At 66.2% G+C, this 25,861-nt stretch carries 25 protein-coding genes and 2 tRNA genes; 7 read left to right on the plus strand and 20 right to left on the minus strand.

Features of this window, described 5'->3' with window-relative positions; genetic code table 11:
• Nucleotides 1-4: 4 nt before the first annotated feature.
• The 3 genes from rpmF to coaD form a co-directional block, all read right to left on the minus strand.
• On the minus strand, nt 5-208 hold the full coding sequence (gene rpmF / locus AB0313_RS06015) for a 50S ribosomal protein L32 (RefSeq protein ID WP_009356569.1): 204 nt from the start codon (nt 206-208) through the stop codon (nt 5-7).
• Between the two features lie 36 nt (nt 209-244).
• Nucleotides 245-769 carry a DUF177 domain-containing protein gene (locus AB0313_RS06020; RefSeq protein ID WP_141946389.1) on the minus strand — a complete coding sequence of 175 codons (525 nt, stop codon included), beginning with the start codon at nt 767-769 and terminating at the stop codon, nt 245-247.
• Nucleotides 770-891: 122 nt separating this feature from the next.
• Nucleotides 892-1,392 carry a pantetheine-phosphate adenylyltransferase gene (gene coaD / locus AB0313_RS06025; protein ID WP_307311190.1) on the minus strand — a complete coding sequence of 167 codons (501 nt, stop codon included), beginning with the start codon at nt 1,390-1,392 and terminating at the stop codon, nt 892-894.
• A gap of 43 nt (nt 1,393-1,435) precedes the next feature.
• Between coaD and AB0313_RS06030 the strand changes: the two genes are divergently transcribed.
• Together AB0313_RS06030 and AB0313_RS06035 are read left to right on the plus strand one after the other, a co-directional pair.
• A complete protein-coding gene (locus AB0313_RS06030; RefSeq protein WP_174237518.1) occupies nt 1,436-2,665 on the plus strand; it encodes an aminotransferase class I/II-fold pyridoxal phosphate-dependent enzyme in 1,230 nt (409 codons plus the stop codon).
• Nucleotides 2,665-3,453, plus strand: a complete 789-nt coding sequence (locus AB0313_RS06035; protein WP_366304304.1) for a fused MFS/spermidine synthase — start codon at nt 2,665-2,667, stop codon at nt 3,451-3,453. The genes AB0313_RS06030 and AB0313_RS06035 overlap by 1 nt, the downstream gene beginning before the upstream one ends.
• On the opposite strand, the gene rsmD is transcribed toward AB0313_RS06035, so the two are convergent.
• Genes rsmD through thiL form a run of 4 tightly spaced genes read right to left on the minus strand, consistent with a single transcriptional unit; the run spans nt 3,386 to nt 8,457 of the window.
• The gene (gene rsmD, locus AB0313_RS06040) at nt 3,386-4,093 is read right to left on the minus strand and encodes a 16S rRNA (guanine(966)-N(2))-methyltransferase RsmD (RefSeq protein ID WP_366304306.1); all 708 of its coding nucleotides are present in this window, start codon (nt 4,091-4,093) and stop codon (nt 3,386-3,388) included. The genes AB0313_RS06035 and rsmD overlap by 68 nt on opposite strands.
• Before the next feature lie 42 nt (nt 4,094-4,135).
• The gene (locus tag AB0313_RS06045; protein WP_366304308.1) at nt 4,136-6,412 is read right to left on the minus strand and encodes an ATP-dependent DNA helicase RecG; all 2,277 of its coding nucleotides are present in this window, start codon (nt 6,410-6,412) and stop codon (nt 4,136-4,138) included.
• Entirely contained in the window at nt 6,402-7,388 is a 987-nt protein-coding gene (locus AB0313_RS06050) for a DAK2 domain-containing protein (RefSeq protein WP_141946392.1), read from the minus strand. Before AB0313_RS06050 ends, AB0313_RS06045 begins: the two co-directional genes overlap by 11 nt.
• 22 nt (nt 7,389-7,410) lie before the next feature.
• Nucleotides 7,411-8,457: a thiamine-phosphate kinase gene (thiL, locus tag AB0313_RS06055; RefSeq protein ID WP_366304310.1), complete on the minus strand. Its 1,047-nt coding sequence runs from the start codon at nt 8,455-8,457 to the stop codon at nt 7,411-7,413.
• A 69-nt stretch (nt 8,458-8,526) separates the two neighbouring features.
• On the opposite strand from thiL, the gene AB0313_RS06060 reads away from it, so the two are divergent.
• Nucleotides 8,527-9,033, plus strand: coding sequence for a DUF3515 domain-containing protein (locus AB0313_RS06060; protein WP_174237520.1), 507 nt, complete (start codon nt 8,527-8,529; stop codon nt 9,031-9,033).
• A gap of 47 nt (nt 9,034-9,080) precedes the next feature.
• Here the strand turns inward: AB0313_RS06060 and AB0313_RS06065 are convergent, their stop codons facing one another.
• The 6 genes from AB0313_RS06065 to leuC all read right to left on the minus strand — a co-directional run bounded on the left by AB0313_RS06065 (nt 9,081) and on the right by leuC (nt 15,614).
• Nucleotides 9,081-10,229 (minus strand): D-alanine--D-alanine ligase family protein, encoded by a 1,149-nt coding sequence (locus tag AB0313_RS06065; RefSeq protein ID WP_366304313.1) that lies wholly within the window; start codon nt 10,227-10,229, stop codon nt 9,081-9,083.
• A 2-nt stretch (nt 10,230-10,231) separates the two neighbouring features.
• The gene (locus AB0313_RS06070; protein ID WP_141941944.1) at nt 10,232-11,281 is read right to left on the minus strand and encodes an NAD(P)H-dependent glycerol-3-phosphate dehydrogenase; all 1,050 of its coding nucleotides are present in this window, start codon (nt 11,279-11,281) and stop codon (nt 10,232-10,234) included.
• A complete protein-coding gene (locus tag AB0313_RS06075) occupies nt 11,278-12,048 on the minus strand; it encodes a lysophospholipid acyltransferase family protein (protein WP_141941947.1) in 771 nt (256 codons plus the stop codon). The genes AB0313_RS06070 and AB0313_RS06075 overlap by 4 nt, the downstream gene beginning before the upstream one ends.
• A gap of 9 nt (nt 12,049-12,057) precedes the next feature.
• Complete coding sequence (murA, locus tag AB0313_RS06080; protein WP_307311168.1) at nt 12,058-13,383, minus strand: UDP-N-acetylglucosamine 1-carboxyvinyltransferase; 1,326 nt, start codon at nt 13,381-13,383, stop codon at nt 12,058-12,060.
• A 146-nt stretch (nt 13,384-13,529) separates the two neighbouring features.
• Nucleotides 13,530-14,132: a 3-isopropylmalate dehydratase small subunit gene (leuD, locus tag AB0313_RS06085; RefSeq protein ID WP_307311165.1), complete on the minus strand. Its 603-nt coding sequence runs from the start codon at nt 14,130-14,132 to the stop codon at nt 13,530-13,532.
• A 9-nt stretch (nt 14,133-14,141) separates the two neighbouring features.
• A complete protein-coding gene (gene leuC / locus AB0313_RS06090) occupies nt 14,142-15,614 on the minus strand; it encodes a 3-isopropylmalate dehydratase large subunit (RefSeq protein ID WP_141941952.1) in 1,473 nt (490 codons plus the stop codon).
• Between the two features lie 113 nt (nt 15,615-15,727).
• On the opposite strand from leuC, the gene AB0313_RS06095 reads away from it, so the two are divergent.
• Nucleotides 15,728-16,447 carry an IclR family transcriptional regulator gene (locus tag AB0313_RS06095; protein ID WP_066276894.1) on the plus strand — a complete coding sequence of 240 codons (720 nt, stop codon included), beginning with the start codon at nt 15,728-15,730 and terminating at the stop codon, nt 16,445-16,447.
• A gap of 77 nt (nt 16,448-16,524) precedes the next feature.
• Nucleotides 16,525-17,085: a DUF1697 domain-containing protein gene (locus tag AB0313_RS06100; RefSeq protein WP_366304317.1), complete on the plus strand. Its 561-nt coding sequence runs from the start codon at nt 16,525-16,527 to the stop codon at nt 17,083-17,085.
• A 586-nt stretch (nt 17,086-17,671) separates the two neighbouring features.
• On the opposite strand, the gene AB0313_RS06105 is transcribed toward AB0313_RS06100, so the two are convergent.
• Together AB0313_RS06105 and AB0313_RS06110 are read right to left on the minus strand one after the other, a co-directional pair.
• Nucleotides 17,672-17,747, minus strand: a tRNA-Glu gene (locus AB0313_RS06105).
• Nucleotides 17,748-17,875: 128 nt separating this feature from the next.
• A tRNA-Gln gene (locus tag AB0313_RS06110) sits at nt 17,876-17,947 on the minus strand.
• A gap of 310 nt (nt 17,948-18,257) precedes the next feature.
• Between AB0313_RS06110 and AB0313_RS06115 the strand changes: the two genes are divergently transcribed.
• Nucleotides 18,258-19,856 (plus strand): hypothetical protein, encoded by a 1,599-nt coding sequence (locus AB0313_RS06115; RefSeq protein ID WP_366304319.1) that lies wholly within the window; start codon nt 18,258-18,260, stop codon nt 19,854-19,856.
• Between the two features lie 71 nt (nt 19,857-19,927).
• Here AB0313_RS06115 and AB0313_RS06120 read toward each other — a convergent pair whose 3' ends face one another.
• From AB0313_RS06120 to AB0313_RS06135, 4 genes are read right to left on the minus strand one after another with little or no spacing between them, the layout of a single operon-like run.
• Nucleotides 19,928-20,665: an HAD family hydrolase gene (locus AB0313_RS06120; RefSeq protein ID WP_141941956.1), complete on the minus strand. Its 738-nt coding sequence runs from the start codon at nt 20,663-20,665 to the stop codon at nt 19,928-19,930.
• Nucleotides 20,665-22,179 (minus strand): glutamate--tRNA ligase, encoded by a 1,515-nt coding sequence (gene gltX, locus AB0313_RS06125; protein WP_366304321.1) that lies wholly within the window; start codon nt 22,177-22,179, stop codon nt 20,665-20,667. The genes AB0313_RS06120 and gltX overlap by 1 nt, the downstream gene beginning before the upstream one ends.
• A gap of 58 nt (nt 22,180-22,237) precedes the next feature.
• Complete coding sequence (locus AB0313_RS06130) at nt 22,238-23,014, minus strand: fumarylacetoacetate hydrolase family protein (protein ID WP_141941960.1); 777 nt, start codon at nt 23,012-23,014, stop codon at nt 22,238-22,240.
• Between the two features lie 5 nt (nt 23,015-23,019).
• Nucleotides 23,020-23,844 (minus strand): MBL fold metallo-hydrolase, encoded by an 825-nt coding sequence (locus tag AB0313_RS06135; RefSeq protein WP_366304324.1) that lies wholly within the window; start codon nt 23,842-23,844, stop codon nt 23,020-23,022.
• Nucleotides 23,845-23,977: 133 nt separating this feature from the next.
• Between AB0313_RS06135 and AB0313_RS06140 the strand changes: the two genes are divergently transcribed.
• Nucleotides 23,978-24,571 carry a hypothetical protein gene (locus AB0313_RS06140; protein WP_366304326.1) on the plus strand — a complete coding sequence of 198 codons (594 nt, stop codon included), beginning with the start codon at nt 23,978-23,980 and terminating at the stop codon, nt 24,569-24,571.
• Between the two features lie 81 nt (nt 24,572-24,652).
• Here AB0313_RS06140 and AB0313_RS06145 read toward each other — a convergent pair whose 3' ends face one another.
• The gene (locus tag AB0313_RS06145; protein WP_307311144.1) at nt 24,653-25,765 is read right to left on the minus strand and encodes a branched-chain amino acid aminotransferase; all 1,113 of its coding nucleotides are present in this window, start codon (nt 25,763-25,765) and stop codon (nt 24,653-24,655) included.
• Nucleotides 25,766-25,861 lie beyond the last annotated feature (96 nt).

Genomic DNA, 25,861 nt, shown 5'->3' on the forward strand with positions numbered 1-25,861 from the left:
CCGATTAGACGTCAGCGACCTTGCGGCCCTTGTACTCAAGGAACAGCGCGGTGCCGGCAGAGTCGGTAACGACCTTTGCCTGGTGCGGCAGGCTGTAGGTGACCTGGCCGTTTTCAACGGTCTTCACCAGGTGGGGGGCGGTCGCCTTCCACTGCGAGCGGCGGGCGCGGGTATTCGAGCGAGACATTTTCCGCTTGGGAACAGCCACGGCTAACTCATTTCTCTCTAGACAAACACGTACAAATCAATTTTGCCGGTCAGGCTTAGCCATATCAGCTAGGGCAGCCCAGCGAGGATCCAGGACCTCGTGGTGGTGCCCCGGCTCGTCTTCCAGGCGAACTCCGCATTCGGAGCAAAGGCCCTGGCAGTCTTCCCGGCACACCGGCTGGAACGGCAGATTGGTGACAACCGCGTCCCGCAACACCGGTTCAAGATCGATTACATCGTGCTCGACTCGACGTTGCTCTTCATCTTCTTCTCCATCCGAGAGCTCAGCGCCCTCGTAGAAGAAAAGTTCTTGCACATTAACCTCAAGGTCATACGCAAGGGGATCCAGGCATCGGCCGCATTCACCGGTTACTTCGGCGACAACGGTTCCTGATACCAGAATTCCTTCGTGTACGGCCTCAAGCCTCAGGTCGAGCCCGACATCCGAGCCTTCCTGAACACCAATGAGCGCCACACCAAGATCACCCGGTGCGGGTACATGTTCCTTCAGCGTCCGCATGCTTCCCGGGCTGCGCCCGAGGTCCTTGACGTCGAACGCCAGGGGCGAACCAGCATCTCTGTTAATGAGAACTCCTGTTGAACATATGACCGACGTACCATCTTAGCCTGAAGAGCCATGGCGACTCAAACCGGCAGGAGGAAGCGCCGAAGTACCGATCCAGCCTACCGTCTTGGCTGCTGATCCGACGAAGGCTCGCCGGAAACCAGGCGCCGGTGCACCGACCGTGGCACGTAGTCTGACACGCTGCCGCCCAGACTTGCCACCTCTTTGATGAGGGTGGAGGAGAGGTGCACGTAGCTCGCCTCAGCCGGAAGGAACACCGTCTCCACGCCGCTCAGCTGGCGGTTCATGGTGGCCATGGGCAGCTCGTAGTCGAAGTCTGATGAAGACCGGAGGCCCTTGACAATGGCGGACACGCCACGGTGGCGGCAGTACTCCGCCAGGAGGCCTGCCCCCACCGGCTCCACCACAATGCCCTTGAGCGAAGCCAAAGTTTCGCGCGCCATCTCCAGCCGCTCCTCCAGGCTGAACATGTACTTCTTCGCATAGTTGGTGGAGATGGCCACAATGACCTCGTCGAAGAGGCCGGCAGCCCGTGCAATGACTTCGAGATGGCCGTTGTGGATGGGGTCGAAGGATCCAGGGCACACAGCGCGTCGCATGGTCCGAACCTACCCCATGGGAAGCCCGGGATACCATGACTGGATGCATCCACCACGGGAACTTTCCGCCCCCTTGGCACCTGCTCCCTGGCAGCGGGCCGCGCTCGGAGCCAACCTCCTGGCGCCTGGTGGCGGGCTGGGCGTCACCATTTTCGAGGAGATGACCACCCTGGCCGTCCAGACCGGCGCCATCAACCTGGGGCAGGGCTTCCCTGATGAGGATGGGCCGGCCGAAATCCGGGAGGCAGCCCGGGCAGCCATCGCAGCAGGCGCCAACCAGTACGCGCCGGGCAAGGGACTGCCCGAACTCCGCGAGGCCGTGGCGGCGCATCAGGAACGCTTCTATGGGCTGGCCCCGGATCCCGCCACCGAGGTCATCATCACCACTGGGGCCACCGAAGGCATCGCGGCGGCCCTCCTCGCTTTCGCCGGTCCGGGCGACGAGGTACTGACCTTTGAGCCGTTCTACGACTCCTACGGCGCCATCATCGGACTCTCCGGCGCCACCCACGCCACCGTACCGCTGGCCGCCCCCGACTTCATGCCCGACCTGGCGGCGCTGGAAGCGGCCTTTAACGAGCGGACACGGGTGGTCCTGCTGAACAACCCGCACAATCCCACGGGTGCCGTCTTTCCACCAACGGTCCTGCAGCGCGTGGTGGAGCTTGCGGAGAAGCACGATGCCATCATCATCACCGACGAGGTCTATGAACACCTCACTTTCGGCGTCACGCATACCCCCGTGGCCACCCTGCCGGGTGCTCCAAACCGCACCATCACCATTTCATCGGCCGGAAAGACGTTTTCCCTGACCGGCTGGAAAATCGGCTGGCTGAGCGGTCCAGAGGACCTGGTCTCAGCGGTGCGCACGGTGAAACAATTCCTCACCTACAGTTCCGGGACGCCCTTCCAGGCAGCGATCGCCGCAGGCCTGGCGCTGCCGGATGCGTTTTACCAGGGCATCGCCTCGGCATTGGGACGGAAGCGGGACATCCTCAGTGCCGGGCTCCGCGCCGCCGGCTTTGACGTCTTCACGCCCAGGGGAACGTACTTCGTCAACGTGGACACTGCACCGCTTGGCATCACGGACGCCCTGGACCTCGCCCGGCGACTGCCGTCGCTGGTTGGCGTGGCCGCCATCCCCGTTCCGGTCTTCTGCCACCCGGAAGGAGCCGAACGGACGAGGAGCCTGCTTCGCTTTGCCTTCTGCAAGAGGGTGGAAGTCCTGGAGGAGGCCGCCACGCGGCTGGCAACCCTGCGCGACCGGCTGTGATGGCCGGGGGAAGTGGCCGGACAGCCAACAGGTTCCTGCGGATGACGGGCCAGCATGCCACGATCGAACCTGATGCTTTCACCGACGGCGGTTTTGTGCTCAGCATCGGCGGAGCGGAACAGTCACACGTGAACCTGGACCGGCCGCAGGAGATCTTTTACGAATACCTCCGCAGGATCGGGCATGTGGTGGACCTGGCAGCCCCGCAAGGTCAGCCCCTCAGGGCGCTTCACCTCGGAGCAGGTGCCCTCACCTTGGCCCGGTACGTCCAGGCAACCCGCCCGGGCTCCGTGCAGTACGCAGTGGAACTCGAACGCGAACTGCTCGACTTTGTCCTCCGGCACCTTCCCATGCCTGAAGGAACCGACCTCACCACCATCATCGGCGACGCACGCGGGGCCCTCGGCGCACTTCCTCACGGCCTGACGTTCGACGTCGTCATCCTGGACATCTTTTCCGGCCCCGAAGCGCCGGCCCACATCGCCACCAGTGGTTTTTACCGGGAAGCCCGGGAACGCCTGAGCCGGGACGGGCTGCTGCTGGTCAACGTGGGCGATGAACCGGCACTCACCCTGGTCCGGAGCCAGGTGGCGGCAATGCGGGAAGCGATGGGCGGCGTGGCCGCGTTCGGCGAGGCCGGGATGTTCGAACGACGGTATCCGGGCAACATCATCCTCGTGGGGACCCAGGGGCCATGGCCGGAACTCTGGACAGCCGAACTTACTGCCCGCGGTCCCCACCCTGCACGCGTCCTGGCGGGAGTGGACCTGGACCCCTTCTCGGGCTGAACCCCTGAGCGCCGGATTCTTCAGCATCAACAGCAGCGGCGTCAGCAAGGTCATCGGGGGTGATGGCATCGGGCACGAATGGTTCGGCGAACCACAACCGGGTTTCCCCGTACTTCTTTTCCGCAAACCTCGTCAGCCCGTCCGGCCATCCAGGTTCCGGGGAGCGGGAGGACCGTTCCACCACCACCACAGCGCCCGGAGCCAGGTGTTCAGCCAGCTTCCCCAGCACCGCGGACAGTCCCGCTTCCTCCAGCGGGTAGGGCGGATCCAGGAACACCAGGTCCCAGGCTGCGGCTTCCCCGGCGCGGTCCAGGAATGGCTCAACCCTGGAGCGGTGGACGGTCACGGCTTTGCGGCCCAACACCCCGTTGATGAGGTCCGCGTTGCGCTGGCATACGCCGCTGGCCTTGGCATCGGACTCCACCAGGTCCACTGCCTGCGCTCCCCTGCTTCCGCTTTCCACGCCCAGGGCCCCCGATCCGGCATAAAGGTCCAGCACCCGGGACCCCGCAATGACGTCGAAGGCATCCAGGCGGGAGAACAGCGCTTCCTTGACGCGGTCCGTGGTGGGCCTGGTCAGTGATCCCGGGACGGCCGTGAGCGGCGTGCCGCCGGCGGCGCCCGCAATGATCCGGGTCACGGCGCGCACCGCGATGCGCCCGGGCCCGCTGCCCTTTCGTTGCTAACCGCGTTCAAGGAACGCCTCCTTCTCGGGGTTGAGGTACTTCTCGATGGCATCGGCCAGTTCAGGGTGGCCGGCCAGCAGCGGATCGGCGCCGACAATCGCCTGGGCGTCTTCCCTCGCCCTTGCGATCACGTCCTCATGGTCAAGGACCCTGAGAAGCTTCAGTGTTGACCGTCCGCCCGACTGGGAAGCGCCCAGGATGTCTCCCTCGCGCCGGAGCTTAAGGTCCTCCTGGGAAAGGACGAACCCATCCGTGGTGGCTGCCACGGCTTCCAGCCGCCGGCGGCTCGGATGGCCGGGTTCCAGGGCGGTCACGAGCAGGCACGTCCCGGGCAGGCCGCCGCGGCCCACCCGGCCTCGGAGCTGGTGCAGCTGGGACATGCCAAACCGGTCGGCGTCCAGGATGACCATCAGGGTGGCGTTGTGCACGTCCACCCCCACTTCGATCACGGTGGTGGAGACCAGCAGCTTGATGCGGTTGGCCGTGAACCCGGCCATGGTTTCCGTCTTCAGGTCCGGGTCCTGGCGCCCGTGGAGGGGGGCAAGCGGAACTCCGGCCAGCGACGGCTCGGCCTGGAGGTGCTCAACGACGGCTGTCACCGAGGCCAGTTCCCGCTGGCTTTCCTCGGCGTCAAGGCCCGGCGGTTCGGCTTCGCCCGGACTGAAGTCGCCGTCGTCGTCCGCCCCAATCTTGGGGCAGACGACATACACCTGGTGGCCCGCATTGATCTCTTCCCGGGCGCGTGCCCAGATCCGGGCGACCCATCCCGGGTTTTCCGCCAGGCCAACCAGATGAGTGGTGATGGGGGCCCGGCCCTTGGGCAGTTCCTCCAGGGTGGAGGTTTCGAGGTCGCCGAACACGGTCATGGCAACGGTGCGCGGAATCGGGGTGGCGGTCATGACCAGCAGGTGCGGCGGCTTCCTGGCCTTTGCGCGCAGTGCGTCGCGCTGTTCGACGCCGAAGCGGTGCTGTTCGTCAACCACAATCAAGCCCAGGTCGTAAAAGGACACGGTGTCGCTGAGCAGCGCATGGGTGCCGATGACGATTCCTGCCGTACCGGACGCGGCGTCCAGCATGGCCTGCTTCCGCGCCGCAGTGGGCATGGAACCGGTCAGCAGCGTGACCTGGACGGACGGGCCGCTGCCCGCGGCGAGGCCGCCCAGCAGACCGTCGCCGGACAGCGGCCCCAGGGTGCGCCGGATGGAGTCGTAGTGCTGGGCAGCGAGGACTTCGGTGGGCGCCAGGAGCGCGGCCTGCCCCCCGGCGTCGACCACCTGCAGCATGGCGCGCAGAGCCACGACTGTCTTGCCGGACCCCACTTCGCCCTGCAGCAGCCGGTTCATGGGGGTGTCCTGCGCCAGTTCGCCGGCGAGGGTGCTGCCGACGGCTGCCTGGCCCCCTGTAAGGGTGAAGGGCAGGTTCTGGTCGAACGCGGCAAGGATACCGTCGCTGAGCGGGCGCCGTGCCGTGGCCTCCTCTGCGGCGAGCTGGGCCCGCCGCCGCGCGAGGGCGGACTGCAGCACGAGTGCTTCCTGGAAGCGGAAACGCTCGCGGGCCCGTTGCCAGTCGGCTGCCGTCTCCGGCGCATGGATCAGCCGGTACGCGTCCGCAACGGGCAGGAATGCCTCTCGCGTGGCAACTGCCTCCGGGACAGGATCGGCGAGCGAACCGAGATCGGTGGTTTCCAGCAGGGTGGCGATTACCTTCTGGATCTTCCAGCTGGGGAGCTTGGCCGTGGCCGGATATACGGGGATGGGCATGGCCGCGAGCCTTCCGGCGTCGGCGTCCCCCTGCACGAAGGGGTCGTCGTCCAGGATGAGGAAGTCCGGGTTGGTGAGGCCCAGCTGCCCTTTGAAGCTGGTCACTTTTCCCGAGAACAGCGCACGCCGCCCCTGCAGGAGTTCGGTTTTGGCCTTGTAGCCGTTGAAGAAGCTGATCTTGAGGGTGCCGGGCACCTTGCCGCGGAAGTCGCGGCCCCCCACCAGGCGCAGCCCTTGCTGGCCGTCGTCGTCGTCGGAGACGATCACATCGGTGATGGTCCCCCGGCGGGCCTGCATGTGCCGGGTACTGCTGGAGAGCACCCGTGCGATCAGGGTGACCTCCTCGTCGAGCGGAAGCTCGCTGATGGGGGTCAGCTCCCCGCGGGTGAGGTACCGGCGGGGAAAATAGGTCAGGAGGCCTTCGACCGTGGTGATGCCAAGATGTTTCTCGATGACCGCAGCGGAGCGCTTCCCGATCCTCCGCTCCAGGGCCAGGTCCAGCTCAGCGTTCATGCCCGCCGGTGTTCACTGCATTAACATCCGGGTCCCTGGGAAGGGCAAGTTCGCTGATGCTGATCTGGGACGGTTCACCGAGGGACCGGATGACGGCCACGGCGGGCTCGGGCTCCGGGACGTGCACGTGTATCCGCCACCGGTAGTTGCCTTCAGTGTCCGGGCCGCTTCCCACCTGGCTCATAATCACGGATTCGCCGATTTCATCCAGCCGCTGGCGGAGGGTGGCGGCGTTCAAAGGCGAAAGGCTGATGGTGCACATGACCTCCACACCGTCGTCGTCCGGCATGGAAGCGTGGATGTGGGGATCGGAGACGTCGTACCCGTGCAGGCCGTCGAGGAGCTCGTCCTGCAGTTCCTCGCCCAGGATTGCGGACCGCAGGCAGTCCAGGATGAGGAGCATACCCACCCCTCCCGCGTCCACCACGTGGGCAGACTGCAGTGCGTCGAGCTGCTCTTCGGTGTGGACGACGGCAGCCAGCGCGCCCTCCACGGCCGCATCCAAGGCGAGGCCGAGGGCGTGGTTGCTGTCATCGCCGTCCTGTCCGGCGTCCACTGCGGCGGCCGCGCGGGCGGCAGCCTCCATCACGGAAAGCATGGTTCCCGGGACAGGATCGCTCAATGCGGACCAGGCGCGGATCTGCGCCCGGTTCAGGGCAGCGGACAGAAGGGTGGATGTCATCCGGGTGTGTCCGGCCAGCGGCTCCGCAGCAGCACAAAGGAACACCGAAAAAAGGGTGCCCGAGTTGCCCCGCGCCTCCTCCATGGCCGCCTGGCCCGCCATTGCAAGGACTTCCCCGACGTCCACCGGTGCCGGCTGGTCCTCTGCGAGGACCAGCGAACGGGCGGCGGCGCGGACGGTGAGGTAGAGGTTGGTGCCGGTATCGCCGTCTGCCACCGGAAAGATGTTGATGGCGTTGAGCCGGTCGCTGTGGTTTCCCAAGGCAGTTTCAGCCTTGCCCAGCCACCTCTTCATCGCCAGCGCGTTGGCGGCAACCTTAGTGTGCAAAGTGATCCCATCCCCCGGTGTCCCCGGGCCGGCGCGCTGTCAGGACACCCGGGCCTTCGTCGGTACCGAGTGCATGTATCGAGCCTATCGCAGTGAATCCGGGTGGCAGCTGAACGCCGGCAGGGAATGTGGCCAGCAGGCCGTGGTCCTCACCGCCCCCCAGCACCCAGGCTTCGGCATCGGCCCCCAGCAGTTCGGCTGCGGGCGCCAGCAGGCCCGCCAAGCGGGCCAGGGCCGCGGGATCGAGGGCGACGCCGGCATTGCTGGCGGCGGCAAGCCTCCCTCCGTCACGCAGCAGTCCGTCCGAAATGTCGAGCATTGCGGTGGCACCTGCGGCCCGGGCCGCGGGCCCGGCGTCGAGGGGCGGGCGGGGCCGGCTCTGCAGGTCGACGAAGACACGCTCCGCCGGTGCAAGCGTGTCCACGGCCACGTCCGATTCAAGCAGGGCCAAACCGGCAGCGGCATGTCCCACTGTTCCTGCCAGCGCCAGGATATCCCCAGGCTGCGCGCCGGACCTGAGGACCGGCCGGCCGCCGTCGAGCGTTCCCAGGACCGCTACCGTCACCGAAATTTCGCGCCCACGGCCCAGGTCGCCGCCCGCCACTGAACAGTGCATTGCGCCCAGCTCCCGGATGCCCGCCGTCAGCCCGTCCGCCAGGTCCTCCACCCAGCTGACGGGCGTGTCTACGGGAAGGGTGAGACTGACCACCATGGACGTGGCGCGGGCCCCCATTGCGTTGATGTCGCTGAGATTCTGTGCCGCTGCCTTCCACCCGACGTCGAACCCGGTGGTGCGGTAGCCGTTGGGCCAGAGGAGCCGGAAGTCCTGGTCCTGGACCTGGGTGTCGATGCTGATGACGGTCTTCCCGTCCGGCGCTGCGACGATTGCCGCGTCATCCCCGGGCCCCAGCACGGTGTTGATGGTGTGGGAGTCCTCCATGCGAAGGCGCGGAAAGATCCGGGCCAGCAGGTCGGCTTCGGAAAGTCCGGCGACGGTGGGCTGGCGGTCAACGCGGTTGCGGAGGTCTTCAGGCACGCCACTACGCTACCGCGCCCGGCCGACATCGTGTCCTGACGGGGCGTTCGGCGGCGATAGGCTGGAGGCATGCACCATCCCCAGTTGCCCCTGTCCGCCCGCGCCGCCGCCAGGATGGCGATGGTCGGGGCAATCGCCATCCTGGCGTTGACAGCCTGCTCCCCCGCCGTTGACGTCACCGCCGCTAAAGACGCTGCCAATCCCGCATGCGCACCCATGATGGTGGCGCTCCCGGATACCATCGGCGATTCGAAGCTGCGCAAGACCAACAGCCAGGCAACCGCGGCCTGGGGCGATCCCTCGCTGGTGATCCTTCGCTGTGGCGTTAACGTGCCGGGGCCGACGACGGACCGGTGCGTCACCGTCAACGGAGTCGACTGGGTCATCAAGGAAGGGGACCCCGTGTGGACGCTGACCACCTACGGCCGGGAACCTGCCACGGAAATCCTCCTGGACCCGGACAAGATAAGTTCTGCCACCGTCCTGGCTGACCTTGCCGCAGCGGCGGCAAAAGTCCCCTCAGTGCGGAACTGTGTGGGCCAGGAGGACCTGCAGAACCTGCCGAAAAGCCAGTAGGTTTCGACAGGCCCAGCCACCGGACACAGCGGTGGCTGGACCCGCCGCTAGCGGAGGCCGGTCCTGCGGTTCAGGGCCAGGTAGATGAGTTCGTCGATCAGGTCCGCGTAGTCCAGGCCCGAGGCAGCCCACATTTGCGGGTACATGCTCTTGGGCGTAAAGCCGGGCATCGTGTTGATCTCGTTGATGATCAGCTCGCCGTCGGGCGTATAGAAGAAGTCCACGCGGCTGAGGCCTTCGGCACCCACCGCGTCGAACGCAGTGGCAGCCAGCTCGCGGACCCGGGAGATGGCCTCCGCCGGGATGTCGGCCGGGCAGCTGAGGGCTGCGGCGTCATCCTCGACGTACTTGGCATTGAAGTCGTAGAACTCGTGGGTCCCGCCGGCTACGGAAATTTCACCGGGCATCGAGGTACGGGGCGCATCGGTCCCCCTGCCCTCCAGGACCGCGCATTCGATCTCGCGCCCAACGATTCCGGCTTCGATCACGAGTTTAAGGTCGTGGCGGCGCGCTTCTTCGATGGCGGCGTCCAGGTCCTCGAGCGCGTCCACCTTGGAGATGCCCATGGACGAACCTGCCCGGGCCGGTTTGACGAACACAGGGAACCCCAGCCGGTCAACCTGTTTCCGGACGGATTCGGGGTCCCGGCGCCACTGCCTGTCAGTGACGGTGACGTACGGGCCAACACGGAGTCCGGCGGCTTCAAAGACCACCTTCATGTAGTGCTTGTCCATGCCGACGGCCGATGCCAGCACTCCTGCGCCCACATAGCGGGTGTCCGAAAGCTCAAGGAGTCCCTGGATGGTGCCGTCCTCGCCGAAGGGGCCGTGCAGCAGCGGGAAGACCACGTCAACGGCGCCAAGTTCCTGCGGCACCTGGTTGGGTGAGGCAACGATCAGTTGATGTTCACCGCCGATCTCGGCGAGGGTGACGGTTTCTGCGGAGGGCACAACTTCGGGGAGGGCCGACGCTGAGAGGGACCACTGTGCTGTTTCTGAGGGGGCCAGAACCCACTGGCCGGTCTTGGCGATCCCGATGGGGATCACCTCGTACTTGTCCTTGTTGATCGCGCCAAGCACGCCTGCTGCGGTGACGCAGCTGACGGAGTGCTCGCTGGAGCGGCCGCCGAACAGCACGGCGACGCGCGGTTTCCTGATGGTGCGCGTTTCTCCGGTGGCAGGTGTGTCTTGGGACATGGTCAGTAATCGCCTTCAGGTTTCAATTCCCGGGACAGCAGAACCGGCCCCAGTTGGTCAACGGACAGCTTGCCCGCCAGCACCGCTACAACGGCGGCAGTGATGGGCATTTCGACGCCGAGCTTGCCGGCAAGTTCATGGACAGCCTGCCCGGACTTGATGCCCTCGGCGGTCTGGGTCATCTTGCGGCCCACCTCTTCCAATGTCAGGCCCTCGCCCAGCAGCCGTCCTGCGGTGTGGTTCCGTGACAGCGCCGATGAACAGGTAGCGACGAGGTCGCCGAGCCCGGCGAGTCCGGCCATGGTCTTGGCCTCCCCGCCCAGCGCCAGCGCAAGCCGCGACGTCTCCGCGAGGCCCCGGGTAATCACGGAAGCTTTGGTGTTGTCACCCATCTGCTTGCCTTCACAGATGCCGACGGCCAGTGCGATCACGTTCTTGACGATGCCGCCAATTTCGACGCCGACGACGTCGGCCGTGGTGTAGGGACGGAAGTAGGGGGCAGTGCAGCTCCTGGCCAGCCAGCCGGCAGTGGCGGAATCGCTGCAGGCCACTACCGATGCCGTGGGCTCCTCGCGCGCGATTTCCATGGCGAGGTTGGGTCCGGAGACCACCGCGATGCGTTCGCGCGGCAGGTTCAGTTCCTGGCTGATGACCTCGCTCATCCGCGCGTCGGTCCCGAGCTCCAGGCCCTTCATCAGGGAGACCACAACTGCTCCGGGCGCGATCATGTCCTTCCATTCCCGCAGCTGCGGGCGCAGGGACTGGGCGGGCACGGCCAGCACTACAAGCTCGGCTCCTGACAGTACGTCCCGGACGTCGGTGGAGGCAGTGATGTTCTCCGGCAGGACGATGTCCTTGAGGTAGTCACTGTTGCGGTGCTTGCTGTTGATCTCTTCGACCACTTCGGCGCGCCGGCCCCACAGCTTGATGGCACGCGGCGTTCCAGTGGCGATGGCGGCATCTGCGAGGATCTTCGCGAAGGTGGTCCCCCAGGACCCTGCGCCGAGGACGGCCACGGTGCGGGCTGCTCCCGGCTTGGCCTCAGCGGTCACGAAGGGTCCGTTCCTGCGTTGGGCTGTCGCCCGCGTTCAACGAACCGGCCATGCTTGGACTGCTGCTGCTTGGCCGGATCCCAGCGTTTCGCCGGCGGCTGTTCGCCGCGCAGTCCTGCCAGCAGCCCGGTGATGGCATCCATGATCACGTCGGTGGCTTCGGTCAACGTGGCCTTGTCAAGGGGACGGCCGGCAAAGGCGCTGAGGTCCACGGGGTCTCCCACCACCACCCGCGAACGCTTGCGGGGAAAGACGTGGAAGGTCTTGCCGTACCGGGGAAAGACCTCATGCGCGCCCCAGTGGGCGATGGGGACCACAGGGATTCCGCCTTCGAGGGCGAGCCTCGCGGCGCCGGTGTGTCCCTTCATCGGCCACAAATCGGGATCGCGGGTCAGCGTTCCCTCCGGGTAGATGATGATGGCACCACCCTCAGCCACGATCTCCTGGGCCACCTGGAGCGACCGGTTCGCGCCCGCCGTCGAACGTTCCACCGGCACCTGCTTGGTGGCGCGCAGGAGCGTGCCCAGGGCAGGAACCTTGAACAGCGCAGCCTTGGCCAGGAAGTGCGGCGCCCGCTTCTGGTTGTACAGCATGTGGCCCACGACCAGGGGGTCGATTTCGGTGCAGTGGTTGGGAGCAGCAATGAAACCGCCGGCGGGCAGTTTTTCCGTGCCCTCCCACGACTTGGCCATCATGAGGTTCAGCAGCGGCCTGGCAATGCCCGCGATGAACGCAAACGTGGCCCTGCTCTTGGCAGATTCCTTCACAATCCCGCTCTACTTCGTGGTGGTGATGTCGAAATCGGCACCGAGGCCGGCCAGCTTCTCGGTGAAGCGCTCGTAGCCCCGGTTAATGATGTCGATGCCGGTGACCCGCGACGTTCCCGTGGCGGCCAATGCGGCGATCAGGTGGCTGAATCCGCCGCGCAGGTCCGGAACGTCAATATCGGTTCCCTTGAGCTGGGTGGGGCCGGAAATCACCGCAGAGTGAAGGAAGTTGCGCTGGCCGAACCGGCAGGGAACGCTCCCCAGGCACTCGCGGTGGACCTGGATGCTGGCGCCCATGCGGATCAGGGCGTCAGTGAAGCCAAAGCGGTTCTCATATACCGTCTCGTGGACGATGGACACGCCCTCGGCCTGGGTCAGGGCCACCACCAGCGGCTGCTGCCAGTCGGTCATGAAGCCCGGGTGGACGTCCGTCTCAAGGACCAGCGGGTTCAGCTTTCCGCCCTTGTGGTAGAACCGGATGCCGTCCTCGCCGATGTCCATTCCGCCCCCCACCTTGCGGTAGGTGTTCAGGAACGTCATCATGTCGCGCTGGGACGCACCCTCAACGAAGATGTCACCGCGGGTCACCAGCGCGGCCGACGCCCAGGACGCCGATTCGTTGCGGTCCGAGAGCGCCCGGTGGTTGTAGCCGCCCAGGTCCCGGACGCCCTCAATGCGGATGGTGCGGTCAGTCTGGACGCTGATGATGGCGCCCATCTTCTGCAGCACGGCAATCAGGTCAATGACTTCAGGCTCTGTGGCGGCACCGGAAAGTTCCGTAATGCCTTCTGCGCGGGTGGCGCTCAGCAGGACCTGCTCCGTGGCTCCGACGGACGGGTACGGCAGCGAGATCTTGGCTCCCTGCAGGCCCTTGGGAGCGGAAATGTGGATGCCACCGGGGCGTTTCTCGACGACGGCACCGAACTGGCGCAGCACGTCCAGGTGGTAGTCGATGGGCCGGTCGCCGATCTTGCATCCACCCAGGTCCGGGATGAAGGCTTCGCCGATGGCGTGGATCAACGGCCCGCACAGCAGGATGGGAATCCGCGAGTCGCCGGCATGGGCGTCGATGGCGGTACTCGGCGCCGTCTTGGCTGCCTTGGGGTCGAGCGTGAGGTCCCCATTAACGGGATCTTTCTCCACTGTCACGCCGTGCAGCTGCAGGAGGGAGGTGACCACCTCCACGTCCTTGATCTCCGGCACGTTCCGCAACACCGAGGGTTCGTTGCCCAGCAGCGCCGCCACCATTGCCTTGGGAACAAGGTTCTTTGCCCCACGGACGCTGACGCGGCCTGTAAGCGGGACACCGCCGCGGATTGTCAGAACACTACTCATATACCGGTTTCCTCACGATCACTAGCCCCCAAACACCTTGCAAAGGCTCCAACCAAGCATAGGAGGTCGCGTTACCGAACCGAAATAAGGGGGTGCCGGCGGCGGGGCGTGGCGGACGCGCTCCCGCCGCCGGACAAGCCTGGCGCCTAGGAAACCCTGGCCGGCAGTGTTTTCGGTTTGAACGCCGGGCGGGTTTCCTCGTAGGCGGTGATATCGGCTTCGTGCTGGAGGGTGAGCCCGATGTCGTCCAGGCCTTCGAGGAGGCGCCAGCGGGTGTAGTCATCGATGTCGAACGGCGCCACGATATTGCCGCACACCACGGTCTTGGACTCGAGGTCCACGGTGACCTGGGTGCCTGGGGCGTTTTCGAGTTCCTTCCAGATGAGCTCGATGTCATCCTGCGCCACCTGCGCGGCCAGCAGTCCCTGCTTGCCGGAGTTGCCGCGGAAGATGTCCGCGAAGCGAGAGGACAGGACGGCCTTGAAACCGTAGTCCTTCAGCGCCCAGACGGCGTGCTCACGCGAGGAGCCGGTGCCGAAATCCGGGCCGGCCACCAGGACCGAGCCGGCATTGTAGGGCTCCTGGTTCAGGATGAAGGAAGGGTCCTTGCGCCAGGCGGAGAACAGGGCGTCCTCGAAGCCGGTGCGGGTGATGCGCTTGAGGTACACCGCGGGGATGATCTGGTCGGTGTCGACGTTGCTCTGGCGCAGCGGGACGCCGACGCCGGTGTGCTTGGTGAACTTTTCCATGGTGTTGTCCTAGGCTGCGTGGCTTGCGGATGGGGTTTCGACAGGCTCAACCACCGGTTCGGGTGCCGGTTCAAGGTCCGACGGCGAGCTGAGCGTTCCGCGCACAGCCGTGGCCGCTGCCACCACCGGGGAGACCAGGTGGGTGCGGCCGCCCTTGCCCTGCCGGCCTTCGAAGTTGCGGTTGGAGGTGGAGGCGCACCGCTCCCCCGGTTCCAGCTGGTCCGGGTTCATGCCCAGGCACATGGAGCAGCCGGCGAACCGCCATTCGGCCCCGAAATCCTTGAACACGCGGTCCAGGCCCTCAGCCTCGGCTTCGAGCCGGACGCGGGCCGATCCGGGGACCACGAGCATCCGCACCTTCGGGTCCTTTTCGCGGCCGCGGATGATGTCCGCAGCGGCCCGCAGGTCCTCGATGCGCGAGTTGGTGCACGAACCCAGGAAGACGGTGTCCACCCGGATCTCCTTCATGGGTGTACCGGCTTCGAGCCCCATGTACTGCAGCGCACGTTCCGCCGCGGCCTTGGCATTTTCGTCGCCGAAGTCTGAGGGATTCGGCACGGCCTCTGACAGGGACACCCCCTGCCCGGGATTGGTGCCCCAGGTGACGAACGGCTCCAGCGTGTTGGCGTCCAGGTCCACCTGTACGTCGAAGGTGGCGTCGTCGTCGGTCCGCAGCGTGTTCCAATACTCGACGGCGGCGTCCCAGTCCGCGCCTTCAGGCGCGTGGGGGCGGCCCTTCATGTACTCGTAGGTGGTCTGGTCCGGCGCCACCATGCCGGCCCGGGCGCCGGCCTCGATGGACATGTTGCAGATGGTCATCCGTGCTTCCATGGAGAGCGCCCGGATGGCGGAGCCGCGGTATTCCAGGACGTAGCCCTGCCCGCCTCCGGTGCCGATCTTGGCAATCACGGCGAGGATAATGTCCTTGGCGGTCACGCCCGGGCGCAGGGTGCCTTCGACGTTGATGGCCATGGTCTTGAACGGCTTGAGCGACAGGGTCTGGGTGGCCATGACGTGCTCCACCTCGGATGTGCCGATGCCCATGGCCAGGGCACCGAAGGCGCCGTGCGTGGAGGTGTGCGAGTCGCCGCAGACAACCGTCATGCCCGGCTGGGTGAGCCCCAGCTGCGGACCAACGACGTGGACAATGCCCTGCTCGGCGTCGCCCAGGCTGTGCAGCCGGACACCGAACTCGGCGCAGTTGTTGCGCAGGGTCTGGATCTGGGTACGGCTGGTGAGGTCGGCAATCGGCTTGTCGATGTCCAGTGTGGGGGTGTTGTGGTCCTCCGTCGCAATGGTCAGGTCCGGCCGGCGCAGCTTGCGGCCGGCCAGGCGCAGGCCTTCGAACGCCTGCGGGGACGTGACTTCGTGGACCAGGTGGAGGTCGATGTAGAGAAGGTCGGGCTGGGCGTTGGCACCGTCACCGTCACCTTTGCGCACCACATGTGCGTCCCAGACTTTCTCGGCCAATGTTTTTGCCATGGCCATCTCCCTTCACTGCTGTTTGGCTGAATAGTCCAACTGAATCAGGACGGCTCCGCAGTGCGCCAGCCGAAAGATTTGCATCTCAGATATTGAGACGGCAATATCATTACATGGACAATTCTAGTGGAGTCGGTGTCATTGATAAAGCGGCCCAGGTGCTCGATGCACTCGAGGCCGGACCCACCACGCTGGCACAGCTGGTGGCCGCTACCGGCCTGGCCCGGCCCACCGTCCACCGCCTGGCTTTGGCGCTGGTCCACCACCGCCTGGTAAGCCGCGACATCCAGGGCCGCTTCGTGCTCGGCAGCCGCCTCGTTGAACTCGCTTCCGCCGCCGGTGAGGACCGCCTCATCGCCTCTGCTGGCCCCGTGCTCATGCAACTGCGCGACGCCACGGGCGAAAGCGCCCAGATCTTCCGGCGCCAGGGCGACTGGCGTGTCTGCGTTGCCTCCGCCGAGCGCCCCATTGGTTTGCGCGACACCATTCCGGTGGGCACGCAGCTGTCCATGAAGGCAGGTTCGGCGGCCCAGGTCCTGCTGGCCTGGGAGGACCATGACCGGCTCCTTGAGGGCCTGCAGTCGGCCCGCTTTACTCCCACCGTTCTGGCGGGCGTACGACGGCGGGGCTGGGGACAGAGCCTTGGCGAACGCGAGCCTGGGGTCGCCTCTGTTTCGGCGCCGGTGAGGGGCCCGTCGGGCAGGGTGATTGCAGCTGTCTCCATCTCCGGCCCCATTGAGCGCCTGACCCGCCAGCCGGGCCGCCTGCACGCGGAAGTTGTCTGCAACGCCGGACGCCTCCTTACTGAGGCTCTGCGCAAGAACAACGACTGACCCGCGGGCAACGACAGAACAGGAACAACGCCCGACGACGGGTCCGCCCCAGGCCGTCCGGGCGCTAGGCTGGGCCCATGGGCAGCTATGCGGTGTTCCTCCGCGGCATCAACGTTGGCGGAATCAATATCAAAATGGCGGCTCTGAGGGACGCATTGAAAGGCTCCGGTTTCCCGGACGCAGCCACACTGCTGGCCAGCGGTAACGTGGTGCTCTCCAGCAGCCTGGACGCAGCCGCCGTCAAGCAGGAATGCGAAAAGTGCCTCCGCTCAGCATTCGGCTACGAGGCATGGGTGGTGGTGCTGGACGCCCGCAGGGTGGCCCAACTCGTGGCGGCCTGCCCCTATCCTGACGACGACGGGTCCACCCACTCGTACATCACCCTGTCATCGGACACCGCAGTCCTCGATGAACTGGAGGCCGCGGGAGCCGCCATGGAAAGTCACGAGCAACAACGGCTGGGACCGGAAGCGCTTGCCTGGCTGGCACCGGTGGGAGGAACCCTGGAAAGCCCCTTCAGCAAAATCAGCGCCAAAGCCAAATTCAAGGCTTCGACCACCACCCGCAACCTTCGGACGCTCATCAAGGTCCGTGACGCCGCCGCGGCTCTTCCGGCCAGCGGGGCAACCGGCAAATAAGCGGCCTACCTTCTCGAACGCCTTATTGAAAGCGGCGAGTTGGGCAATCTGCCGTTCCACCGGGACCACCACCAGCTCCCGTCCCGCGGCCGTCACGGCGTTGGTGAGCCGTTGCCGCGCCTTACCCCCGGCAGGGCCAACGGCAGCGTGACTTCGCCCAGGCCATCGCGGATCTCCTCCCAGGAGCCCCACGGCTGCCGGGACATGGGCCGGTTGGGTGGGGCCCGGGCGACCGTGCCCGTCGTGGGAGGTCACAGCATCACTATGCCAGCCGAACAGGAGGAGTCAGCGGCCCCGGCGCGCCGCCCGCCGGCAGTACCCCGCAACGCCCCATCACCTGCCGCACCTTTCCTGCCAACGCGCCATCACCTTAAACAATAAATCGATGGTCTGCTTCCGCCCCAGGCCGGGGGAAACGTGAGGCTTCGCACACTCGCTGCGGGAAGTAATAGGTCGTTTCCAAGAAATGGCGGGATCTGATGGGGCGTTGCCCGGATTGCCGCAGGAGGTGATGGCGCGTCCTGGCCAGCACGCGATGGTTGGGGAAACAAAAATGGTCCCGGGCCGTTGCCCGGGACCATTTCGGTGGTGACCCCAGCGGGATTCGAACCCGCGTTACCGCCGTGAGAGGGCGGCGTACTAGGCCGCTATACGATGGGGCCGAGTACTTTCGACAGCGTTTCCGCTGCTCAAGCTCAGTGAGTATTTCACACACTTTGCTGTGGTTTCAAATCGGCGAACCGGCCTGAAACCTTCTGTTCCGAGGCTGAAATCAGCCTTCAAACCAGAGCTGGGATACCAGGACTCGAACCTAGAATGACGGTACCAGAAACCGTAGTGTTGCCAATTACACCATATCCCAATGGCACTTTCGGGCCGGTTTTCAGGGCTTTTCCCTGCTCCGTGCGCCTCAGCACGAGAAATTACTTTACCCGAGACTTTCGGCTCGCACAAATCGAGGCTCGCCGCCACACAGGCGCGCCCTGCGGAGCAATCCAGCCAAACCCTTGCCCAGGGCAGGTCGATGTGGTTACTCTCGAGTAAGTTACCGACCGGTAACAACCTCCCAGCCCTGTTGCTCCGGGCACCCACGAGGACACGGGAACGCCATACCAACCACGGTTCACACCACCGGGCAGCGCCGTCCGGCGGAAAGTTAGGAAGTGTCAGCGTTGACAACCCGCACTGCAGCCATCGCATCAGCCAGGCCCGCACTTCGGTCCCAATCCACAGCAATCGTCGCCCTGTCCCTGCTATTGGTCCTCTTCCTTGCCTTTTACACCTACCTGACCGGTCAAATCTCCAACGGAGCTGCCCAGCTGATGGACGGGGCAGAGCAGGCAGCCGCCGGAGCAGCGCAGCTTAAGGACGGTTCGGGGCAGCTGGCCACGGGCGCCGGGGCCGCGGACAAGGGCTCGGTACAGGTAAAGGACGGCGCCCGCAAGGTCAAAGATGGCAGTACCGAATTGAACGCGGGGGCGCAGGCCCTGCAGTCCGGCGCCGGGAAAGTCTTTTCGGGGGTGCGGGACCAGCTGGCGCCGGGTGTGGACAAACTCCATGCCGGTACCACCAAGCTGCAGAACGACGTCCTGAATAAACTCGTCCCGGGCGTATACCAGGTGGACGACGGCGCCCGGAAGCTGCAGGCTGGCGCCGTCGCCCTTTCCGCGGCACTGACTCCCACGGCTGCCGGAAACGCACCGGACAATCTGGCCGATGGTGCGGGGCAGCTCGCGGCGGGTACGGGCCAGCTCCTGGCCGGTACCGGGCAGCTTGACGCCGGCGCCGCCAGCCTCAGCGCCGGGACGGCAGCACTGAAGAACGGCACTGGCCAGCTTGCAGCCGGGGCGGGCCAGCTGAAGGGGTACCCGGGCGCCGGCAATGATCCCACCAAGGGGGACGGACTTGCGGCACTCAGCCAGGGATTGGACCAGCTCGAAGCCGCAGCCAACGGACCCCAGGGCCTGGTGCCCCTGGCGGTGCTCAAGGACCAGATCGCCAAACTGGCGGACGGCGGCCGGAGGGCCTACGCCGGCGCAGCCCAGCTCGATGCCGGCGCGGCAAAAGTGGATGACGGTGCCGGTGCACTGAACGACGGCGCCGGCCAGCTGAAGGCGGGAACTGACAAGGTGAACTCCGGGGCCGGCCAGTTGAACGACGGCGCGGGCCGGCTGAAGGCAGGGTTCGGCATCCTGGCGCAAAAGCTCAACGCCACCGATCCGCAGAACCCCGGCATGGTGCTGGGGACCACCATGCTGGCTGACGGCACCGCCAAAATCAGGGTCGGCATGGACGGCGTTCCCGGCGACCCGGACAGCCCTGGCCTGATCTACGCCGCCAACAACCTGCAGGACGGCACCACAAAACTCAGCGCCGGGGTCAGCGGCGACGGCGATCCTGCCAATCCGGGCCTGCTGGCCGGAACCCAGGCACTCTCCGACGGCACCGCCACCCTGAGCCAGGGCACGGGGCAGCTTCAATCAGGTTCCACGCAGCTGGCTGACGGCACGGGCCAGCTCGCGGAGGGCAACGGCAAGCTCGACGACGGTTCAGGCAAACTCGCCGAAGGCGCCGGCAAGCTGGCCGACGGCAACTCGAAAATCGCGGCCGGAACGCAGGAGCTGCACTCAAAAGTCGCAGCTGTTTCGCCGTCGTCGTGGCTGGACAACCCTGTAATCGCCCTGATGCTGGTGGTACTCCTGGTGGGCGCCGCCGTCGCAGCCTACTTCCTTCTTCGCAGGCGCGCCCTGCGGACCGGAACGGCAGGCTGAAAACAGGCACAAACCGTTGGCGGTGGCCGCGGTCCTGCACTGACAGGGCCGCGGCCGTGACGGTCTGATCGCTACTTCAAAAGCTGATCGAGGGACGCGACCATGCCGCCGTCGAAGTCCTCCACGATTTCCCCCACCCGGTTGAGCCAGACGCCCACGAGCCCGGCCGCCGTCGAGCCTTCCGCGTCAAGCAGGCGGTTGTCCCCCACATACAGCGTTTCTCCCGGGGCCGTGCCGAGCAGCCGGACGCCTTCGAGGTACATTGCCGGGTTGGGCTTGGCCACACCCAGGGTGTCGGTCCCCACCAGATGGGTGATCCGCTCCAACCCCGCGCCGTCCAGCTTGGCCCGCTGGTAGTCGTGGACATTGTTGCTCACGGCTCCGTAAGGGACGCCCGCACCGTCCAGGGCGTCCAGCAGGGGCAGCACGTCGGGAAACGGCTTGACGTATGCAGGCTGCTTTTCCATGTACGCCGTCAACCACCGGTGCGATTCCTCACCGTCGGCCAGTTCCACCCCGAAATGCCCAAGCGCGGCCCGCCCACGCAGGAGCCGCTGTTCGTTGAAGGTCAGCTCCCCGGCCAGGTAGCGGTCGTAGAAGTGCGTCGTCTCATGGGTGAAGATGCGGCCGAACCGCTCCCACCCGGCCTGGTCCAGGCCGGGCAGGAGGTGCTCACTGACCTCCCGCAGGGCGGTGGTCATTGAGTACTCCAGGTCCACCAGGGTGTCGTCGATGTCGAACAGTACGCCCCTGACCACCCCGAACGGCGTGGTCAGGACACCGGCACGCGCCCGGCTTGGGGCACTCATCAGCCGCGGAAGGCGCGGAGCCGGCGCAGGGAGGACTCCTTGCCCAGGATCACCATGGACTCGAACAGGGGCGGCGAGACGCGGCGGCCGGAAACAGCCGTGCGGACGGGCCCGAACGCAAGCCGCGGCTTGATCCCCATGTCCTCCACCAAGGCCTGCTTCAGGGCGCCCTGGATGTCTTCCGCCGTCCAGTCCTCCACCGACTCCAGTGCGGCGATGGCGGCGTCCAGCACCTCGGAAAGGTTGTCGGGAAGGCCCTTGCGGGCGTCATCGGCGATGTCGATGGCGTCGTCGGCCTTGAACAGGAAACCCAGCATCTCCGGTGCTTCGCCCAGCAGCGTGATGCGCTCCTGGATCAGGGGTGCGGCTTCGGTGACAATCTCTTCCTCGCGGTCCGTCAGGATCTCCCCCACCAGTCCGGCTTCGCGCAGGTAATGGGCCACCCGGTCACGGAACACCTTGGCCTCGAGCATCCGGACGTGCGTGCCGTTGATGGCCTCGGCTTTCTTGAGGTCGAAGCGGGCAGGGTTGCCCAGGACGTCGTGGATGTCGAAGTGCTGAACGAGCTGCTCCACCGTGAAGATGTCCTCGTCAGCGCTGAGGGACCAGCCCAGCAGGGACAGGTAGTTCAGGAGCCCTTCGGGGATGAAGCCCCTCTCGCGGTGCAGGAAGAGGCTGGACTCGGGATCGCGCTTGGAAAGCTTCTTGTTGCCCTGGCCCATCACGTAGGGCAGGTGGCCGAACTCCGGCATGTACTCGGCGACGCCAATCGCGTAAAGCGCCCTGTACAGCGCAACCTGTCGCGGGGTGGAGCTGAGCAGGTCCTCGCCGCGCAGCACATGGGTGATGCCCATCAGGGCGTCATCCACGGGGTTGACCAGGGTGTACAGCGGTGCACCGTTGGCACGGACCACGGCGAAGTCGGGCACGGATCCGGCCTTGAACGTGATCTCACCGCGGACCAGGTCGTTGAACGTGATGTCCTCATCCGGCATGCGGAGGCGGAGGACGGCCTGGCGGCCCTCTGACCGGTACTGCGCCAGCTGTTCCTCCGTCAGGTGCCGGTCAAAGCCGTCATAGCCCAGCTTGGGGTCCCGGCCGGCGGCGCGGTGGCGTGCCTCGATCTCCTCCGGGGTGGAGAAGGACTCGTAAATGAAACCGCCGTCGTGCAGCCGCTTGATGACGTCCTGGTATATGTCGCCGCGCTGGGACTGCCGGTACGGCTCGTGGGGGCCGCCCACTTCCACGCCCTCATCCCAGTCGATGCCCAGCCACTTCAGCGCGTCCAGCAGCTGGTGGTAGCTTTCTTCGCTGTCGCGCGCGGCATCCGTGTCCTCGATCCGGAAGACCAGCGTGCCCTTGGTGTGGCGCGCGTAGGCCCAGTTGAACAGGGCCGTCCGGATCAGCCCCACGTGCGGGGTGCCCGTGGGTGACGGGCAGAAGCGGACCCTGACGGGCGTCTCGGCGGTGACGGGCGGGATGGAGGCGGCGGGTGACGAAGAAGCGATACTCATAGTGGCTTCAACTTTACCCGCCTGCCCGGGTGCAGCCCTCCCGTCCCGCAGGACCCGGCTAGCGGCGGACGATCGGGTTGGAGAGGCGGCCGATGCCCTCGATCTCCACCTCGAAACGGTCGCCTTCCTTGACCAGGCCAACACCCGCGGGGGTGCCGGTCATGATCACGTCGCCCGGCAGCAAGGTGAAGGCCTGGGATACCACGGACACCAGTTCACGCACGCCGCGGATCATCTGGCTGGTGCTGCCGTCCTGGCGCACTTCCCCGTTGAGCCTGCCGGTGATCTGGAGGTCTTCGGTGTCCAGGTCGGTTTCGATCCAGGGCCCCAGCGGGGCGGAGGTGTCGAAGCCCTTGGCGCGGGTCCACTGCAGGTCCGTCTTCTGCACGTCGCGCGCGGTGAGGTCATTGCCGCAGGTGTAGCCGAAAATGACGTCATCCACGCGCTCCTCGGGGACGTCCTTGCAGATCCGGCCGATCACCACGCACAGTTCGGCTTCGAAGGACACCTCCTCCGAGAATTCCGGCAGCACCACGGGATCGTTGGGACCAACGACGGCGGTGTTGGGCTTCAGGAACAACAGCGGCTGGGCCGGGACCTCGTTGCCCAGTTCCTTCGCGTGCTCAACGAAGTTCCGGCCGACGCCGATCACCTTGCTGCGGGGGATGATGGGCGCCAGCAGCCGGACGTCCTCCAGCTTGTGGCGCACGGACGTCCGCTCCACTCCATTGAAGAAGGGATCGCCGTGGATGACAGTGATTTCCTCACTGCCCGGTTCACCTTCAACAACGCCGTACAGGGGATCGGAATCGACTACAAACCTGGCAATACGCATGGCTCCTACCCTACCGTCCCGCCGGCGCCGGGTTGCCCTTCGGCGCCACCGCGCAGGTAGGACAGCTGCGCGGCCACGGACAGTTCGGCAGCCCGCCGGACGGAAGGTCCGACGTCGGCATAGACGGCGTCGGCCACCTCACCCACGGATGCATCCCGGCCCAGCAGGCCCAGCGCGGCGCGGACCTGCGCCAGCCGGTCCTCCCGGTGCGCCCGGTAATCCCTGGCGATCGCCTCAAGGGACGGCAGCACGGGGCCGTGGGCGGGAAGGACCATGGCGGGCCCCAGGGCTTCCAGCCGGTCCAGGGATGCGAGGTACTCGCCAAGGGTGCCGTCCGGATAGTCCAGCACGGTGGTGCCCCGGCCAAGGACGGTGTCCCCCGTGAGCACCGATCCGCATTGACCGTCCGCCGGCAGGTGGAAGCAGACGGAGTCCGAGGTATGGCCCGGGGTGGCCAGCACGGTGATGTCCACTCCTGCCGCATGGATGGCTTCGCCGTTGGCCAGGGGCTTTCCCCCGCCATGGCAGTGGGCCGGGTCCGCGGCACGGACCGGCGCACCCGTCAGTTCATGCAGGCGTGCGGATCCTGCCGTGTGGTCTGCGTGCCGGTGCGTCACCAGGACAAGTTCGACGTCGCCCGCCCCGGCCAGCGCGCACAGGTGCGTTTCATCCAGGGGGCCCGGGTCCACCACCACCAGGGCGGAACGCCCCGGGGCGGCAACAAGGTAGGAGTTGGTGCCGTCCAGGCTCATGGGGCCGGGATTGGGGGCCAGGATGAAACGGGTCAGCGGGGAGCTGCGCTGCAGGGCGGGGCCGGGATGGGAGGTCACTGAACCATCCTTGCATCCGGCGCCGCCCCTCCCCAGTCCGTCTCCACCACAGGATGGCGGAATAGAACTGCGGGCGCCCCGGGTTGGCACCCGATGACAGCACCACGTTCCCCACAGGAAGCCTGGATCTCCCATGAGCACCGCAACACTCGCAGACCTTCTCGCCCAAGCCGACGCAGGCGGCCACGACCACTCGGCTACCGAAAAGGCCACCGGCCTGCTGCACGTCCACAATCACGCCACAGGCAGCATCGTGTGGTTCCCCACCTGGAAGAAGTTCCGCGAGACGGCCGACTGGACCGAAGCCGTCGCCGCGATCACTGCGGAAGTGGACGCTGCATCCGCACCGGCGGACCAGGCCGGCGCCGCAATCCTGGCCGCAGACCTGGAAACCCTGCTGGACCAGGCATCCCGTTCCAGCGACGCCAACGTGTTCGTGCAGGAAAACCTCACCCGCCACCTGACCCGCACCTGGGCTCTGGGCGACGCCGTGGCCAAGGCCGGCAACAAAGACCTGTTCACCGGCGGCGCCACGCCCTCCGTCTTCGCCGGCTACCCGTACGATGTCTACGCCCAGGATGGCGGTGTCTTCGCCACCACGCTGTGGAACGACATCGTCGACGCCCGACGCAACCGGGCCCTGTCGGAGGAAGCAGCCCGCAAGGCACTCAAGCCGGTGTCGCGCAAAGCCATGAAGAACGCCGCACGGAAGGCAGCGCGGCGCTGAATCACCGCCGTAGGCCGTAACGCAGAACGGCGCCTGCCGGACCAAAGTCCGGCAGGCGCCGTCGTACTTTGCAGCCCGGAACTATGCCAGGCGGGTGAGCCAGCCGTGTGTGTCCGGCTCGACGCCGGTCTGGATGCCCAGGAGCTTTTCGCGGATGGCCATGGTTACCTCGCCGGCTTTGGCGTCCTCGGAGCCGATGAATTCGGTGGCGTCCTTCAGGACTCCAATGGGGGTGATGACCGCTGCGGTGCCGCAGGCGAAGACCTCAGTGATCTCCCCGGAGGCCACGCCGTCGCGCCACTCGTCGAGGGTAATCTTGCGTTCGGCCACCTCGCGGCCCATGTCCTTGGCCACCTGGATAACGGACATGCGGGTGACGCCTTCCAGGATGGTGCCGGTCAGCGCGGGGGTTGCCAGCGAGCCGTCCTTCATGACGAAGAACACGTTCATGCCGCCCAGCTCTTCGACAGCATTGTCGTTGGCCTGGTCAAGGAACAGCACCTGCTTGCAGCCGTTGGCTTCGGCTTCCTGCTGTGCGATCAGGGAGGCAGCGTAGTTGCCGCCACACTTGGCGTCGCCTGTGCCGCCGCGGCCTGCACGGGCGTACTGGCGCGAGATCCAGATGGACACCGGCTTGAGTTCGCCGCCGAAGTAGTTGCCGGCAGGTGATGCGATCACCCGGAAAGACACTTCACGCGCAGCGCGGACACCCAGGAAAGCCTCCGTGGCGATCATGAAGGGCCGCAGGTACAGGGCCTCGCCGTCGCCGGAAGGAACCCACTCCTTGTCAACGGCCACCAGTTCACGGATCGCGCCAAGGAAGTATTCGGCCGGCAGCTCTGGCAGGGCAAGCCGGCGGGCGGACTTGTTCAGGCGTGCCGCGTTGGCTTCGGGGCGGAAGGTCCAGACGGAGCCGTCCGCGTGCCGGTAGGCCTTGAGCCCCTCGAAAATTTCCTGGCCGTAGTGGAACACGGCTGCGGAGGGGTCCAGGACAATCGGACCGTAGGGTTCGATGCGCGCGTCGTGCCAGCCGCCGTTGCCGTCCGCGTCAACGCTGTAGTCGACGATGGCGGTGTGGTCGGTGAAGTAGTTGCCGAATCCCGGGTTTGCCAGGATGGCTGCACGCTCTTCGGCGGACTTCGGGTTCTCCGAGGGCTGCCGGGTGAATTCGACGCCATGGGCGGTCTGAGTCATGGTTCCTCCACGATCGGCCGCCCCGGCTTCAGCGCTGAACTGCAAGGCGGCATTTGGTGATTCGAGACAAGCTTACGCCCGAAGCCGGCGGCAACC

Source organism: Pseudarthrobacter sp. NPDC080039, from assembly GCF_040702335.1.
Taxonomy (GTDB): Bacteria; Actinomycetota; Actinomycetes; order Actinomycetales; family Micrococcaceae; genus Arthrobacter; species Arthrobacter enclensis_A.

What these genes read in the sequence shown, in the direction of transcription:
- coaD (WP_307311190.1), bottom strand. Translation starts at nt 1,392, where the DNA reads ATGCGACGCGCTGTGTGCCCTGGATCCTTCGACCCCATCCACAACGGC.
- AB0313_RS06030 (WP_174237518.1), top strand. Translation starts at nt 1,436, where the DNA reads ATGCATCCACCACGGGAACTTTCCGCCCCCTTGGCACCTGCTCCCTGG.
- AB0313_RS06035 (WP_366304304.1), top strand. Translation starts at nt 2,665, where the DNA reads ATGGCCGGGGGAAGTGGCCGGACAGCCAACAGGTTCCTGCGGATGACG.
- AB0313_RS06045 (WP_366304308.1), bottom strand. Translation starts at nt 6,412, where the DNA reads ATGAACGCTGAGCTGGACCTGGCCCTGGAGCGGAGGATCGGGAAGCGC.
- AB0313_RS06050 (WP_141946392.1), bottom strand. Translation starts at nt 7,388, where the DNA reads ATGAAGAGGTGGCTGGGCAAGGCTGAAACTGCCTTGGGAAACCACAGC.
- AB0313_RS06060 (WP_174237520.1), top strand. Translation starts at nt 8,527, where the DNA reads ATGCACCATCCCCAGTTGCCCCTGTCCGCCCGCGCCGCCGCCAGGATG.
- AB0313_RS06065 (WP_366304313.1), bottom strand. Translation starts at nt 10,229, where the DNA reads ATGTCCCAAGACACACCTGCCACCGGAGAAACGCGCACCATCAGGAAA.
- murA (WP_307311168.1), bottom strand. Translation starts at nt 13,383, where the DNA reads ATGAGTAGTGTTCTGACAATCCGCGGCGGTGTCCCGCTTACAGGCCGC.
- leuD (WP_307311165.1), bottom strand. Translation starts at nt 14,132, where the DNA reads ATGGAAAAGTTCACCAAGCACACCGGCGTCGGCGTCCCGCTGCGCCAG.
- leuC (WP_141941952.1), bottom strand. Translation starts at nt 15,614, where the DNA reads ATGGCAAAAACATTGGCCGAGAAAGTCTGGGACGCACATGTGGTGCGC.
- AB0313_RS06095 (WP_066276894.1), top strand. Translation starts at nt 15,728, where the DNA reads ATGGACAATTCTAGTGGAGTCGGTGTCATTGATAAAGCGGCCCAGGTG.
- AB0313_RS06100 (WP_366304317.1), top strand. Translation starts at nt 16,525, where the DNA reads ATGGGCAGCTATGCGGTGTTCCTCCGCGGCATCAACGTTGGCGGAATC.
- AB0313_RS06120 (WP_141941956.1), bottom strand. Translation starts at nt 20,665, where the DNA reads ATGAGTGCCCCAAGCCGGGCGCGTGCCGGTGTCCTGACCACGCCGTTC.
- gltX (WP_366304321.1), bottom strand. Translation starts at nt 22,179, where the DNA reads ATGAGTATCGCTTCTTCGTCACCCGCCGCCTCCATCCCGCCCGTCACC.
- AB0313_RS06130 (WP_141941960.1), bottom strand. Translation starts at nt 23,014, where the DNA reads ATGCGTATTGCCAGGTTTGTAGTCGATTCCGATCCCCTGTACGGCGTT.
- AB0313_RS06140 (WP_366304326.1), top strand. Translation starts at nt 23,978, where the DNA reads ATGAGCACCGCAACACTCGCAGACCTTCTCGCCCAAGCCGACGCAGGC.
- AB0313_RS06145 (WP_307311144.1), bottom strand. Translation starts at nt 25,765, where the DNA reads ATGACTCAGACCGCCCATGGCGTCGAATTCACCCGGCAGCCCTCGGAG.